This is a genomic window from Pseudomonas sp. KCJK9000 (assembly GCF_046230725.1).
GTDB lineage: Bacteria > Pseudomonadota > Gammaproteobacteria > Pseudomonadales > Pseudomonadaceae > Aquipseudomonas > Aquipseudomonas promysalinigenes.
Map to the genome: position 1 here is coordinate 1 of NZ_JBJJLN010000002.1, position 14283 is coordinate 14283.

At 62.6% G+C, this 14283-nt stretch carries 13 protein-coding genes; all 13 read left to right on the top strand.

The genetic code is table 11. The features are described from left to right. The first annotated feature begins 25 nt into the window (after positions 1–25). Genes mraZ through ACK59H_RS01325 form a run of 13 tightly spaced genes read left to right on the top strand, consistent with a single transcriptional unit; the run spans position 26 to position 14279 of the window. On the top strand, positions 26–481 hold the full coding sequence (gene mraZ / locus ACK59H_RS01265; protein ID WP_011535546.1) for a division/cell wall cluster transcriptional repressor MraZ: 456 nt from the start codon (positions 26–28) through the stop codon (positions 479–481). Continuing rightward, positions 478–1425 carry a 16S rRNA (cytosine(1402)-N(4))-methyltransferase RsmH gene (rsmH, locus tag ACK59H_RS01270; protein WP_060479590.1) on the top strand — a complete coding sequence of 316 codons (948 nt, stop codon included), beginning with the start codon at positions 478–480 and terminating at the stop codon, positions 1423–1425. The genes mraZ and rsmH overlap by 4 nt, the downstream gene beginning before the upstream one ends. Next, the gene (ftsL, locus tag ACK59H_RS01275; RefSeq protein ID WP_060479591.1) at positions 1422–1715 is read left to right on the top strand and encodes a cell division protein FtsL; all 294 of its coding nucleotides are present in this window, start codon (positions 1422–1424) and stop codon (positions 1713–1715) included. The genes rsmH and ftsL overlap by 4 nt, the downstream gene beginning before the upstream one ends. Further along, complete coding sequence (locus ACK59H_RS01280) at positions 1715–3448, top strand: peptidoglycan D,D-transpeptidase FtsI family protein (protein ID WP_409264220.1); 1734 nt, start codon at positions 1715–1717, stop codon at positions 3446–3448. The genes ftsL and ACK59H_RS01280 overlap by 1 nt, the downstream gene beginning before the upstream one ends. Then, positions 3445–4935 (top strand): UDP-N-acetylmuramoyl-L-alanyl-D-glutamate--2,6-diaminopimelate ligase, encoded by a 1491-nt coding sequence (locus ACK59H_RS01285; RefSeq protein WP_186477483.1) that lies wholly within the window; start codon positions 3445–3447, stop codon positions 4933–4935. The genes ACK59H_RS01280 and ACK59H_RS01285 overlap by 4 nt, the downstream gene beginning before the upstream one ends. Further along, on the top strand, positions 4928–6295 hold the full coding sequence (gene murF, locus ACK59H_RS01290) for a UDP-N-acetylmuramoyl-tripeptide--D-alanyl-D-alanine ligase (RefSeq protein ID WP_409264181.1): 1368 nt from the start codon (positions 4928–4930) through the stop codon (positions 6293–6295). Before ACK59H_RS01285 ends, murF begins: the two co-directional genes overlap by 8 nt. After that, positions 6295–7377 carry a phospho-N-acetylmuramoyl-pentapeptide-transferase gene (gene mraY / locus ACK59H_RS01295; RefSeq protein WP_409264182.1) on the top strand — a complete coding sequence of 361 codons (1083 nt, stop codon included), beginning with the start codon at positions 6295–6297 and terminating at the stop codon, positions 7375–7377. The genes murF and mraY overlap by 1 nt, the downstream gene beginning before the upstream one ends. A gap of 6 nt (positions 7378–7383) precedes the next feature. Then, the gene (gene murD, locus ACK59H_RS01300) at positions 7384–8730 is read left to right on the top strand and encodes a UDP-N-acetylmuramoyl-L-alanine--D-glutamate ligase (RefSeq protein ID WP_409264184.1); all 1347 of its coding nucleotides are present in this window, start codon (positions 7384–7386) and stop codon (positions 8728–8730) included. Further along, a complete protein-coding gene (gene ftsW, locus ACK59H_RS01305) occupies positions 8727–9941 on the top strand; it encodes a putative lipid II flippase FtsW (protein WP_060479596.1) in 1215 nt (404 codons plus the stop codon). Before murD ends, ftsW begins: the two co-directional genes overlap by 4 nt. Further along, entirely contained in the window at positions 9931–11010 is a 1080-nt protein-coding gene (murG, locus tag ACK59H_RS01310) for an undecaprenyldiphospho-muramoylpentapeptide beta-N-acetylglucosaminyltransferase (protein WP_207937089.1), read from the top strand. The genes ftsW and murG overlap by 11 nt, the downstream gene beginning before the upstream one ends. Further along, the gene (gene murC / locus ACK59H_RS01315) at positions 11003–12451 is read left to right on the top strand and encodes a UDP-N-acetylmuramate--L-alanine ligase (protein WP_060479598.1); all 1449 of its coding nucleotides are present in this window, start codon (positions 11003–11005) and stop codon (positions 12449–12451) included. Before murG ends, murC begins: the two co-directional genes overlap by 8 nt. After that, positions 12448–13404 (top strand): D-alanine--D-alanine ligase, encoded by a 957-nt coding sequence (locus tag ACK59H_RS01320; RefSeq protein WP_060479599.1) that lies wholly within the window; start codon positions 12448–12450, stop codon positions 13402–13404. The genes murC and ACK59H_RS01320 overlap by 4 nt, the downstream gene beginning before the upstream one ends. 5 nt (positions 13405–13409) lie before the next feature. Continuing rightward, positions 13410–14279: a cell division protein FtsQ/DivIB gene (locus tag ACK59H_RS01325; RefSeq protein ID WP_060479600.1), complete on the top strand. Its 870-nt coding sequence runs from the start codon at positions 13410–13412 to the stop codon at positions 14277–14279. The last annotated feature ends 4 nt before the right edge of the window (positions 14280–14283 follow it).

Consider the following 14283-nt stretch of genomic DNA (forward strand, 5'->3'; position numbering starts at 1 on the left):
GATAACATTGTGGGGGATCGCTACCGTGTTTCGCGGAGCCAACGCCGTCAGTCTCGATGCCAAGGGCCGTCTCGCCATGCCGAGCCGGTATCGTGACGAGCTCGATTCGCGGTGCAATGGTCAGCTGATCGTAACCATCGACGCAGTCGACCCCTGCTTATGTGTTTATCCCCTCGATGAGTGGGAGCAGATAGAAGCCAAGTTGCGCGCCTTGCCATCGTTACGTGAGGAAAACCGCCGCCTGCAGCGCTTGCTGATCGGCAATGCGGTTGATCTGGAGCTCGATGGCAGTGGCCGCTTTCTGGTGCCGCCCCGCCTGCGTGAGTACGCCAAGCTGGACAAGAAGGCGATGCTGGTAGGGCAACTGAACAAATTCCAGCTGTGGGATGAGGATGCCTGGAACGCGGTTTCGGCAGCCGATCTTGCAGCTATCCAACAACCGGGCGCCATGCCCGACGATTTGCGTGACCTGATCCTGTGACCATAGATAGCGGCTTCAACCACATCACCGTCCTGCTCGATGAAGCTGTCGAGGCATTGGCCCTGCGCGCCGACGGTTGCTATCTCGACGGCACCTTCGGGCGCGGCGGTCATAGCCGCCTGATCCTCAGTAAGCTCGGGCCGCAAGGGCGGCTGCTGGGCTTCGACAAAGATCCTCAAGCGATTGCCACCGGGCAAGCGCTGGCGGCCGAAGACGGCCGCTTTGTCATTGTGCAGCGCAGTTTTGCAGAGCTGGGCGCGGAAGTGGCCGAGCGCGGCCTGGCGGGCAAAGTCAGCGGCATCCTGCTGGACCTGGGCGTTTCGTCGCCTCAGTTGGATGACCCCGAGCGCGGCTTCAGCTTCCTCAATGATGGCCCGTTGGACATGCGCATGAACCCTGACCAAGGCATCAGTGCTGCTGAGTTCATTGCCACTGCGTCTGCCGAAGAAATCGCCCGTGTGTTCAAAGAATACGGCGAAGAGCGCTTTGCCGGGCGCATGGCGCGCGCTGTGGTCGAGCGTCGCGAGAAGCAGCCTTTCACCCGCACCGCTGACCTGGCTGAAGTGCTGAAGGTCGCCAACCCTGCCTGGGAAAAGGGCAAGAACCCGGCAACCCGTGCCTTCCAAGGGCTGCGCATCCACGTCAACAACGAATTGGGTGATCTGGAAGCTGGCCTGGACGCTGCGCTCGATGCCTTGGAAGTGGGCGGCCGCCTGGCGGTCATCAGCTTCCATTCTCTGGAAGACCGCATCGTCAAACTGTTCATGCGCAAGCTGGTCAAGGGCGAAGCTGATAACCTGCCGCGCAACCTGCCCGTACAGCACAAGGTATTCGAGCCAAAGATCAAGCTGATCGGCAAGGCTCAATTTGCCAGCGAAGCCGAACTCAAGGCCAACCCACGGTCGCGTAGCGCCGTGATGCGAGTGGCGGAGAAACTTCGGTGAGCCGGCTCCATGACAAGCCTTTGCCAGGCGGAAGCTTCCTGATGCTTCTGTTGTTTGTCGGCGTTCTGGTTTCGGCGATTGCCGTGTCCTACAGCGCCCACTGGAATCGCCAGTTGCTCAACACTTTGTACGGCGAGTTGAACGAGCGGGACAAAGCCCAGGCCGAGTGGGGCCGGTTGATCCTCGAGCAAAGCACCTGGACCGCTTCCAGCCGTATCGAGAACCTGGCATCCGACCAGTTGAAGATGCGCGTGCCTGCCGCTGACGAAGTGCGGATGGTATCGCCATGATGAAGCTCGAAGGCGCTCTCTACCCTTGGCGCTTCCGGGTAGTGGTGGGTTTGCTGGCACTGATGGTTGGCGCGATCTGCTGGCGCATCATCGACTTGCAGGTAGTGGACCGTGACTTCCTCAAGGGGCAGGGCGATGCGCGCAGCCTGCGACACATCCCTATCCCTGCGCATCGTGGCCTGATCACCGACCGCAACGGCGAGCCGCTGGCTGTCAGTACCCCGGTGACAACCCTATGGGCCAACCCCAAGGAGATGCAGGCATCCAAGGACCGCTGGCCGCAGCTGGCCGCAGCGCTGGGGCAGAGCGCCAAGCAACTGGAGGAGCGCCTGACCCAGCAGGCCAACAAGGAATTCATCTACCTGGTCCGGGGCCTGACCCCTGAGCAGGGCCAGCACGTGCTCGACCTTAAAGTGCCGGGTGTCTACGGGCTGGAAGAGTTCCGCCGCTTCTATCCGGCCGGTGACGTGACCGCGCACATGGTCGGCTTCACCGACCTCGACGACCACGGCCGCGAAGGCGTGGAACTGGCCTATGACGAATGGCTGGCCGGCGTACCTGGCAAGCGGCAGGTGATCAAGGACCGTCGCGGCCGTTTGATCAAGGATATCCAGGTCACCAAGAACGCCAAGGCCGGTAAGACCCTGGCATTGTCGATCGACCTGCGCCTGCAGTATCTGGCCACCCGCGAACTGCGCAATGCCATCGCCGAACAGGACGCCAAGGCCGGCAGCCTGGTGATCATGGACGTCAAGACCGGCGAAGTGCTGGCCATGGTCAACCAGCCCACCTACAACCCCAACAACCGTCGTAGCATGTTCCCGGCAGCCATGCGCAATCGCGCGATCATCGACGTGTTCGAGCCGGGCTCCACGGTCAAACCGATCTCGATGAGTGCTGCGCTTGAAAGCGGCCGCTGGAAGCCGACCGATAAGGTCGAGGTCTATCCGGGCAGCTTGCAGATTGGCCGTTACACCATCAAGGACGTTTCCAGAAGCGAGGGCCCGATCCTCGACCTGACTGGCATTCTGATCAACTCCTCCAACGTCGGCATGAGCAAGATCGCATTCGATATCGGCGGTGAAGCCATTTATCGAGTGATGTCCCAGGTCGGTCTGGGCCAATACACCGGCCTCGGCTTCCCAGGCGAGCGTGTGGGTAACCTGCCCAACCACCGTGAGTGGCGCAAGGCCGAGACCGCGACTCTGTCCTATGGCTATGGTGTCTCGGTCACTGCCTTGCAGCTGGTGCACGCTTACGCGGCGCTGGCCAACGACGGCAAGATGGTGCCGCTGTCGATTCTCAAGGTGGACAAAACGCCAGAGGCGGTGCAAGCCATACCCAAGGACACCGCCAAAACCATTCAGGGCATGCTGCAGCAGGTGATCGAAGCGCCGCGCGGCGTGTTCCGCGCTCAAGTGCCGTTCTATCACGTGGCTGGCAAGTCTGGTACGGCCCGTAAAGCGACCGTTGGCTCCAAGGGTTATACCGAGAACGCCTACCGCTCGCTGTTCGCAGGCTTCGGCCCGATGAGCGACCCGCGTTATGCCATCGTCGTGGTCATCGACGAGCCTGGCAAGGGCGGCTACTTCGGCGGCCTGGTATCGGCTCCGGTGTTCAGCAAGGTCATGTCGGGCACCCTGCGCCTGATGAACGTGCCGCCAGATAACCTGCCGCCGCCAAGTGACCCACAGCAGGTCAGTGCAGTACCCGCCAAGGGAGGGCGTGGATGATGACGATGCCATTGAGCAAACTGTTCGCCCACGCCAGCCGTGACCCGCTCATCCGTGAGCTGACCCTGGACAGCCGTCAGGTGCGCCAGGGTGATCTGTTCCTGGCTGTGCCAGGGGCCAAGGTCGATGGCCGTGAGCACATTGCCGACGCGCTGTCGCGTGGGGCCGCGGCTGTCGCTTATGAGGAGCAGGGCGCCAACGTGCTGCCGCTCACCGATGTACCGTTGATTCCGGTCAAGGGCCTGATCGGCCAGCTATCGCAGATTGCCGGGCGCTTTTACGGCGAACCGAGCCGCCAGCTGAACCTGGTAGGCGTGACCGGCACCAACGGCAAGACCAGTGTCACGCAGCTGGTGGCTCAGGCGCTCGATGCCCTGGGCCAGCGCTGCGGCCTGATCGGTACGCTGGGAACCGGTTTTTATGGCGAGCTGCAAAGCGGCAGGCTGACCACGCCTGACCCGATCGCCGTACAGTCGACGCTGTACGACCTCAAGAAGGGCGGGGCCAAGGCCGTGGCCATGGAGGTTTCTTCCCATGCCCTGGAGCAAGGCCGGGTCGCTGCGTTGGAGTTCGACATCGCGGTCATGACCAACCTGTCCCGCGACCATCTGGACTATCACGGCAGCATGCAGGCTTACGAGGCCGCCAAAGCCAAGCTGTTCGCCTGGCCAAGCCTGCGTTGTCAGGTCGTGAATCTGGATGACGATTTCGGCCGCCGCCTGGCTGAAGACTTTGCCCGCCGCCCGAGTGTGGAGCATATCGAAACCCGGCTGCTCAGCTACAGCCTTGAGAATCCAGACGCTTCGCTGTTCTGCCGCCAGGCGCAGTTCGATGATGATGGCGTGCGCGCGGTCCTCGTCACTGCCCAGGGGGAACGGGTGCTGCGTAGCCAGTTACTGGGTCGCTTCAATCTCAGCAACATGCTTGCGGCGGTGGCCACGCTGATGGCGTTGGATTTCTCGCTGGACGAGATTCTCAAGGTCACGCCACAACTGCAGGGCCCTGTTGGTCGAATGCAGCGACTGGGAGGCGGCGACAAGCCGCTGGTGGTGGTCGATTACGCGCACACCCCCGACGCCCTGGAAAAGGTCCTCGAAGCCTTGCGGCCACATGCTCACGGCAAACTGCTGTGCCTGTTTGGCTGCGGTGGTGACCGTGACCGCGGCAAGCGCCCATTGATGGCCGAGGTGGCCGAGCGCCTGGCTGACCGCGTCGTGGTCACCGACGACAACCCGCGTACCGAAGACCCGCTGCGCATCTTCGACGACATTCGCCCCGGTTTCACCACCCCTACTAGCGTCGAGTTCGTTGCTGGTCGGGGCGATGCCATCGCTCACTTGATTGCCACTGCGGCGGCCGATGACGTGATCGTCCTGGCCGGCAAAGGGCATGAGGATTACCAGGAGATCCATGGCCAGCGCCACGAGTTCTCCGACCTGATCGAAGCCGACAAGGCACTGGCAGCCTGGGAGGCTCCGCATGCTTAAGCCTATGACCCTCAGCCAGTTGACCGGTGCTTTGAATGCACGCTTGATAGGCGCCGACGCGACCTTTACAGGTGTCAGCATCGACAGCCGCAGCGTTGCTCCTGGCGAGCTTTTCGTCGCCCTGACCGGGCCACGTTTCGATGGCCATGACTACCTGGCGGACGTAACGGCCAAAGGCGCCGTGGCGGCTTTGGTCGAGCGCGAAATCGCCGGTGTCGCGCTGCCTCAGCTGCTGGTCGCCGACTGCCGCGTTGCACTTGGCCAGCTTGCAGCGCTGAACCGCGCGGCATTCGACAAGCCCGTCGTTGCTATCACCGGCTCCAGCGGCAAGACCACGGTCAAGGAAATGCTCGCCAGCATTCTGCGCACTCGCGGGTTGGTGCACGCCACCCGGGGCAACCTTAACAACGACCTAGGCGCCCCTCTGACGCTGTTGGAAATCGCGCCTGAACACAGCGCTGCGGTGATCGAGCTGGGCGCTTCGCGCATCGGCGAAATCCGCTACACCGTGGGCCTGACCCAACCGCATGTGGTGATCATCAATAATGCTGGCACTGCCCACGTGGGCGAATTCGGTGGCCCTGAAAAGATCGTCGAAGCCAAAGGCGAGATTCTAGAAGGCCTGGGCGAGGGCGGCACCGCCATCCTCAATCTGGCCGACAAGGCGTTCGAAATCTGGCGCAAGCGTGCAGGCGATCACCGTATTTTCACCTTCGCACTGGATAACCCACAGGCCGACTTCCACGCCAGCGGCATCGGCTGCGACGCCCGTGGTTGCCCGTCTTTCACCCTGCATGGCCCAGAAGGCAGCGTGCCGGTGCAACTCAACCTGCTGGGCACTCACAACGTCAGCAATGCGCTGGCCGCCGCCGCCGCTGCCCACGCCGTTGGTCTGAGCCTGAGCGGCATCGCTGCAGGGCTCAATGCCGTGCAACCGGTCAAGGGCCGCACCGTGGTGCAGATCGCGCCCAACGGGGTGCGGGTCATCGATGACAGCTACAACGCAAATCCCACCTCGATGTGCGCGGCCATTGATATACTCGCCAGCTTTTCCGGGCGCACCGTTCTGGTGCTCGGGGATATCGGCGAATTGGGTCAGTGGGCGGAGGAAGGCCACCGGCAGGTGGGCGACTATGCGCGCGGTAAGGTGGATGCCGTTTATGCAACGGGCTCCAACATGGCTCATGCGGTCAAGGCGTTCGGCGCCGATGGCCGTCATTTCGCTACTCAAGCTGAACTGATCGATGCCGTTCGCGCAGAGACTGCCAGCGACACCACAATCTTGATCAAGGGCTCGCGCAGCGCTGCGATGGAAAACGTCGTGGCGGCATTGTGCGGTGCCAGCGGGGAGAAACATTAATGCTGCTGCTGTTGGCCGAGTATCTGCAACAGTTCCATAAGGGCTTCGCAGTCTTTCAGTACCTGTCCCTGCGCGGGATTCTTGGCGTGCTGACTGCGTTGTCGCTGGCGCTGTGGCTGGGGCCGTGGATGATTCGTACCCTGCAGATTCGTCAGATCGGGCAGGCCGTTCGTAACGACGGCCCGCAATCGCACCTGTCCAAATCCGGCACCCCGACCATGGGTGGCGCTTTGATTCTGTCTGCCATCGGCATCAGCACCCTGCTGTGGGCCGACCTGTCCAATCGCTACGTGTGGACCGTGCTGATCGTCACCCTGTTGTTCGGTGCCATTGGCTGGGTCGACGACTACCGTAAGGTGATCGAAAAGAACTCCCGTGGCTTGCCGAGCCGCTGGAAGTATTTCTGGCAATCGGTGTTCGGTCTTGGCGCGGCGCTGTTCCTGTACATGACTGCGCCTACCAGCGTAGAAACCACGCTGATCGTACCGTTTCTCAAAGACGTCACCATCCCATTGGGTGTCGGCTTCGTGGTACTGACCTATTTCGTCATCGTCGGCTCCAGCAACGCGGTCAACCTGACCGATGGCCTGGATGGCCTGGCGATCATGCCGACCGTGATGGTCGGTGGCGCCTTGGGCATCTTCTGCTACCTGTCGGGTAACGTGAAGTTCGCCGAATACCTGCTGATCCCTTACGTCCCAGGTTCGGGCGAGCTGATCGTGTTCTGCGGTGCGCTGATCGGTGCCGGCCTTGGCTTTTTGTGGTTCAACACCTACCCGGCCCAGGTGTTCATGGGCGACGTGGGCGCACTGGCCCTGGGCGCAGCCTTGGGCACCATCGCGGTGATCGTGCGCCAGGAAATCGTGTTGTTCATCATGGGCGGCATCTTCGTGATGGAAACCTTGTCGGTGGTGATCCAGGTTGCATCGTTCAAGCTCACCGGCAAGCGTGTGTTCCGTATGGCCCCGATTCACCATCACTTTGAACTCAAGGGCTGGCCTGAGCCACGCGTGATCGTCCGTTTCTGGATCATCACCGTGATTCTGGTTCTGATCGGCCTCGCCACCCTGAAACTGAGGTAGAAAAGCGTGTCATTGATCGCTTCCGACCAATTCCGCATCGTTGTCGGCCTCGGCAAGAGCGGCATGTCCCTGGTTCGCTTCCTGGCGAGCCGGGGCATCGCCTTTGCGGTCGCCGACACCCGCGAACAACCGCCGGAACTGGAAACCCTGCGCCGTGATTACCCGCAGGTGGAAGTACGTTGTGGTGAACTGGACGTGGACTTCCTGTGCCGCGCCAATGAGCTGTACGTGAGCCCTGGCCTGGCCTTGGCCACCCCAGCCCTGCAGCAGGCTGCCGCACGTGGCGTGCAGCTGTCGGGTGACATCGAGCTATTCGCACGCCACGCCAACGCGCCGATCGTGGCGATCAGCGGTTCCAATGCCAAAAGCACCGTGACCACCCTGGTTGGTGACATGGCCGCCAAAGCCGGAAAGCGGGTGGCCGTAGGCGGCAACCTGGGTACCCCGGCATTGGATCTGCTCAGCGATGACGTGGAGCTTTACGTGCTGGAACTGTCGAGCTTCCAACTGGAAACCACCGACCAGCTCAACGCCGAAGTTGCCACCGTGCTGAACATCAGCGAAGACCATATGGACCGCTACAGCGGGCTGCCTGCTTATCACCTTGCCAAGCACAGGATCTTCCGCGGCGCCCGGCAGGTCGTGGTAAACCGCCAGGATGCTCTTAGCCGGCCGCTGCCGGTTGAGGGCCGTCCCTGCTTCACCTTCGGCCTCAATCAACCCGACTTCAAAGCGTTCGGCCTGCGTGAGGTCGACGGCGAGAAGTACCTGGCCTATGAATTCCAAGCGCTGCTGCCGGTGCGCGAATTGAAGATCCGCGGCGCTCACAACCAGAGCAACGCTCTGGCAGCATTGGCGCTGGGTCATGCTGCTGGCCTGCCGTTCGCACCGATGCTCGAGGCACTGCGTGAGTTCAAGGGGCTTGCCCATCGCTGCCAGTGGGTCCGTGAGCGCAATGGCGTGAACTGGTACGACGACTCCAAAGCTACCAACGTCGGTGCTGCATTGGCGGCGATCGAGGGCCTGGGCGCGGATATCGATGGCAAGCTGGTGCTGATTGCAGGTGGCGACGGCAAGGGGGCAGACTTTGCCGCCCTGCGCGAGCCTGTCGAGCGTTACTGCCGTGCCGTGGTGCTGCTGGGCCGCGATGCCGAGCGCCTGGCCCAGGCACTGGGTGAAGGCATACCGCTGGTGCGTGTTCAGACCCTGGGCGAGGCCGTTGAGCAATGCGCCCAACTGGCACAGGCAGGTGATGCCGTGCTGCTGTCGCCCGCGTGCGCCAGCCTCGACATGTTCAAGAATTTCGAAGAGCGTGGGCGCCTGTTCGCCCAGGCGGCGGAGGAGCTGGCATGATTTTCGGCATCCTCAAACCTTACCCGTCGCCGCTGATCAGCGGCCGTGGCATCGACCTGGACTTCCCGCTGCTGGCCGGTTGCCTGGCGCTGCTTGGCCTGGGCCTGGTAATGATCACCTCGGCGTCGTCCGAGGTGGCCGCCGTGCAGTCGGGGAACCCGCTCTACCATATGTTCCGTCACTTGGTTTACGTGTTCCTCGGGCTTGTAGCCTGCGGCGCGACCATGATGGTGCCGATCGCCACCTGGCAGCGCATGGGCTTCACGATGCTGCTGGGTGCCTTCGGCTTGCTGGTGCTGGTGCTGGTGCCTGGGATTGGCCGTGAGGTCAACGGCTCGATGCGCTGGATCGGTTTCAGCTTCTTCAACGTACAGCCATCGGAAATCGCCAAGGTCTTCGTGGTCATCTACCTGGCCGGGTACCTGGTGCGCCGGCAGACCGAAGTGCGCGAAACCTGGATGGGCTTCTTCAAACCTTTCATCGTGCTGTTGCCAATGGCCGCGCTGCTGCTGATGGAGCCAGACTTCGGTGCGACCGTAGTCATGATGGGCGCCGCCGCTGCCATGTTGTTCCTAGGGGGTGTGGGGCTATTCCGCTTCAGCCTGATGGTGGTCCTGGCGGTGCTCGCGGTGTTCGTGCTGGTCCAGGCGCAGCCTTACCGGATGGCACGCTTGATTACCTTCACCGACCCTTGGTCCGACCAGTTCGGGTCCGGCTACCAGCTGACCCAGGCGCTGATCGCCTTCGGCCGCGGCGAGTGGTTGGGCGTTGGCCTGGGCAACAGCGTGCAGAAGCAGTTCTATCTGCCTGAGGCGCACACCGACTTCGTGTTCTCGGTGCTGGCTGAAGAGCTGGGAGTGGTCGGCTCACTGGTAACCATCGCGCTGTTCGTCTTCGTGACGGTGCGTGCGCTGTACATCGGCCTCTGGGCCGAGAAGGCCAAACAGTTCTTCGCCGCGTACATGGCGTTCGGCCTGGCGTTCCTGTGGATCGGTCAGTTCCTGATCAACATTGGCGTGAACGTCGGCCTGCTGCCGACCAAGGGCCTGACCTTACCATTCCTCAGTTATGGGGGCTCCTCGCTGGTGATTTGCTGTGCCTGCGTGGGCTTGCTGTTGCGCATCGAATGGGAGAGCCGCACGCACCTGGGCAGCGAGGAGCACGAGTTCAAAGAAAGCGATTTTGCCGAGGAGACCAGTCATGGCCGCTGACGGCAAGCATGTGCTGATCATGGCTGGCGGTACTGGGGGCCACGTGTTTCCGGCCCTGGCCTGCGCCCGCGAGTTCCAGACGCGTGGTTACACCGTGCACTGGCTGGGCACTCCACGGGGTATCGAGAACGAACTGGTCCCGCAAGCAGGCCTGCCTTTACATCTGATCCAGGTCAGTGGCCTGCGTGGCAAAGGCAAGCTGTCGCTGCTCAAAGCGCCGTTCACCCTGGTCAAGGCCGTGCTGCAGGCAATGCGCATCGTGCGCCAGCTCAAGCCTGTCTGCGTGGTCGGCTTCGGCGGTTATGTGACCGGGCCGGGCGGTGTGGCCGCGCGGCTGTGCGGGGTGCCGTTGGTGATCCACGAGCAGAACGCCCGTGCCGGCACCACCAACCGCCTGCTGCTGCCGCTGGCTGCACGGGTGTGCGAAGCCTTCCCAGCGACCTTCGGCGCCAGCGAGAAACTGCGCACCACCGGCAATCCGGTACGCCCAGAGCTCTTCATGGATGCCCAGCGCGCGCCGCTGGCCGAGCGCCGTGCACGCCTGCTGGTCATGGGTGGCAGCCTGGGGGCCGAACCTTTGAACAAACTGTTGCCCAAGGCGCTGTCCGAAGTTCCCGCTAGCCTGCGCCCGGAAGTATTCCACCAGGCCGGCAAGCACCATGCGCCCGCCACAGCCGAGCGCTACCGCGAAGCGGGTGTTCAGGCTCAGGTCGAACCGTTCATCAAAGACATGGCCCATGCCTACGGCTGGGCCGATATCGTGGTCTGCCGGGCCGGTGCCCTGACCGTGAGCGAACTGGCAGCCGCGGGCCTGCCTTCGATGCTGGTGCCATTGCCCCACGCCATCGACGATCACCAGACCCACAATGCTCAATATCTGGCTCGGGAGGGCGCTGCCTTCCTCATGCCACAAGCGACAACTGGCGCAGCGCAACTCGCTGAACGCCTGAACGAGGTGCTGATGCAACCCGAGAAACTCAACACCATGGCTGGCACCGCACGGCGCCTGGCCAAACCTGCTGCAACCAGCACCGTAGTCGATGTCTGCCTGGAGGTGGCCCATGGTTGAAAGCCAGAAGGCCATGCCCCAGCCGAAAATGGGCCGTATCAATCGCATCCACTTCGTCGGTATCGGTGGGGTGGGCATGTGCGGCATCGCTGAAGTGCTGCTGAACCTGGGCTATCAGGTGTCCGGCTCTGACCTCAAGGCGTCGCCGGTGACCGAGCGTCTGGAATCTTTCGGCGCCCAGATATTTGTAGGCCACCGTGCCGAAAACGCCGCCACCGCCGATGTGCTGGTGGTGTCGAGCGCGATCAACCCGGCCAACCCGGAAGTCGCCACAGCCCTTGAACGACGCATCCCGGTGGTGCCGCGGGCCGAGATGCTGGCCGAACTGATGCGCTACCGCCACGGCGTGGCCGTGGCCGGTACCCATGGCAAGACCACCACTACCAGCCTGCTGGCCTCGGTGTTTGCCGCTGGCGGGCTGGACCCAACGTTCGTCATCGGTGGCCGCTTGACCGCTGCCGGCACCAACGCCCAGCTTGGCACCAGCCGTTATCTGATCGCCGAAGCTGACGAAAGCGATGCCAGTTTCCTGCATCTGCAGCCGATGGTTGCGGTAGTCACCAATATCGATGCCGACCACATGGCGACCTATGAAGGCGACTTCAATAAGTTGAAGAAGACCTTCGTCGAGTTCCTGCACAACCTGCCGTTCTATGGCTTGGCCGTGATGTGCCTGGATGACCCGGTGGTTCGCGAGATCCTGCCGCAGGTCAAGCGCCCGACCGTGACCTACGGCTTCAGCGACGAGGCTGACATCCGCGCCATCAACGTGCGCCAGCAGGGCATGCAAACTCACTTCACCGTGCTGCGTCGCGACCGCGAGCCGCTGGAGGTGTCGGTGAACATGCCCGGTAATCACAACGTGCTCAATGCCTTGGCCACCATCGCCATCGCCACTGACGAAGGGATCAACGATGAAGCCATCGTTCAGGGCCTGTCTGGCTTCCAGGGCGTAGGGCGACGCTTCCAGGTATACGGCGAGCTGCCTGTAGAAGGCGGCAGCGTGATGCTGGTCGACGACTATGGCCACCACCCGACCGAAGTCGCTGCAGTGATCAAAGCCGTGCGCGGAGGCTGGCCAAGCCGTCGCTTGGTGATCGTCTACCAGCCGCACCGTTACAGCCGTACGCGCGACCTGTACGACGATTTCGTCCAGGTGCTGGGTGACGCCAATGTGCTTTTGCTGATGGAGGTCTACCCGGCCGGCGAGGAGCCGATCCCCGGTGCCGACAGCCGCCAGCTGTGCCACAGCATCCGCCAGCGCGGCAAGCTGGACCCAATCTACATCGAACGTGGCGCGGAACTGGCGCCGCTGGTCAAACCGCTGCTGCGCGCCGGTGACATCCTGCTTTGCCAGGGTGCCGGTGATGTCGGTGGCCTGGCCCCGCAACTGATGAAAAGCCCGCTGTTTGCTGGCGCCAAGCAGGAGAAGTCGAAATGACCAGCGCTTACCAACAACTGCACAGCACCCTGGACGTGAAAGCGTTCGGGCGCGTGGCCGTGCTGTACGGTGGCAAAAGCGCCGAGCGTGAAGTGTCGCTGAAGTCCGGCGCCGCTGTTATCGACGCCTTGAGCACTGCCGGTGTCGACGTGGTTGGCATCGATGTGGGCGACGATCTGCTGGCGCGCCTGCAGAACGAGAAGATCGACCGCGCCTTCATCATCCTTCACGGCCGTGGCGGTGAAGACGGCAGCATGCAGGGGCTGCTCGAGTGCCTGGGTATCCCCTATACCGGCAGCGGCATCCTCGCTTCGGCACTGGCAATGGACAAACTTCGTACCAAGCAGGTATGGCAGAGCCTGGGTATTCCCACCCCTCGCCATGCAGTACTTGGCAGCGAAAATGATTGTATTGCTGCTGGCACGGAACTGGGCTTCCCGTTGATCGTCAAACCCGCCCATGAAGGTTCGAGCATCGGCATGGCCAAGGTGAACAGCGAGCAAGAGCTGGTCGCCGCCTGGAAGGACGCTGCCCGCTACGATTCACAGGTCCTGGTCGAGCAATGGATTCACGGCCCGGAGTTCACCATCGCTGTTCTGCGTGGCCAGGTGCTGCCGCCGATCGCACTGGGTACGCCACACGTGTTCTACGACTACGACGCCAAGTACATCGCCAATGACACCCAGTACCGCATCCCGTGCGGCCTGGACAGTGCCAAAGAGCAGGAACTGATCGACCTGACCGCGCGCGCCTGCGATGCCATCGGCATCGAAGGCTGGGGCCGGCTGGACGTGATGCAGGACGAGCAAGGCCGCTTCTGGCTGCTCGAAGTCAACACCGCACCAGGCATGACTGATCATAGCCTGGTGCCCATGGCGGCCCGCGCGGCCGGCCTGGATTTCCAGCAACTGGTGCTGGCAATCCTGGCTGAAAGCGTGGCGACGCGAGGTTAAGCATCATGCAAGGCGCAATGATACGTCAGCAGCAACCCGTTACCGGCCGCAGCAAGCCGGTGCCACGTGGTGCCAGCCGACTGGTGGCCGACGAGCCCGTATCGGCGCGCCTGCCACGGCCGAGCCTGGGTGGTCTGAAGCGTTTGTTATGGCCGATCGTGCTGGTGGCGGCTGGGTTCGGCGCCTACGAGGGTGCCATTCGCCTGATGCCCTATGCCGATCGGCCGATCACCAAGATCGATGTGCAGGGTGACCTGACCTACATCAGCCAGCAGTCGGTGCAGCAACGCATTGCACCTTACGTGGCGGCAAGCTTCTTCAGTGTCGACCTCCCGGCGATGCGCGCCGAGCTCGAGCAGATGCCCTGGATCGCCCATGCCGAAGTGCGTCGGGTGTGGCCGGACGAAGTGGTCATCCGCCTTGAAGAACAATTGCCAGTGGCGCGCTGGGGTGACGAAGCGCTGCTGAACAACCAGGGCCAAGCCTTCACTCCGCGTGAACTGGCCAATTACGAGCACTTGCCGCAGCTGGCCGGGCCGCAGCGCGCTCAACAACAAGTCATGCAGCAGTATCAGGTATTGAGCCAGATGCTGCGCCCCTTGGGCTTTTCCATCGCACGCCTGGAATTGCGCGAGCGTGGCAGCTGGTTCCTGACCACCGGTGCAAGCAGCGCCGGGCCAGGCATCGAGCTGCTGCTGGGGCGCGATCATCTGGTGGAGAAGATGCGCCGTTTCATTGCCATTTACGACAAGACACTCAAAGAGCAGATCACCAATATCGCCCGCATTGATCTGCGTTACGCCAACGGGCTTGCCGTTGGCTGGCGGGAACCGAACGCACCGACGACGGCCCAACCCGCCGTTGCGAAGAATTAGAGAG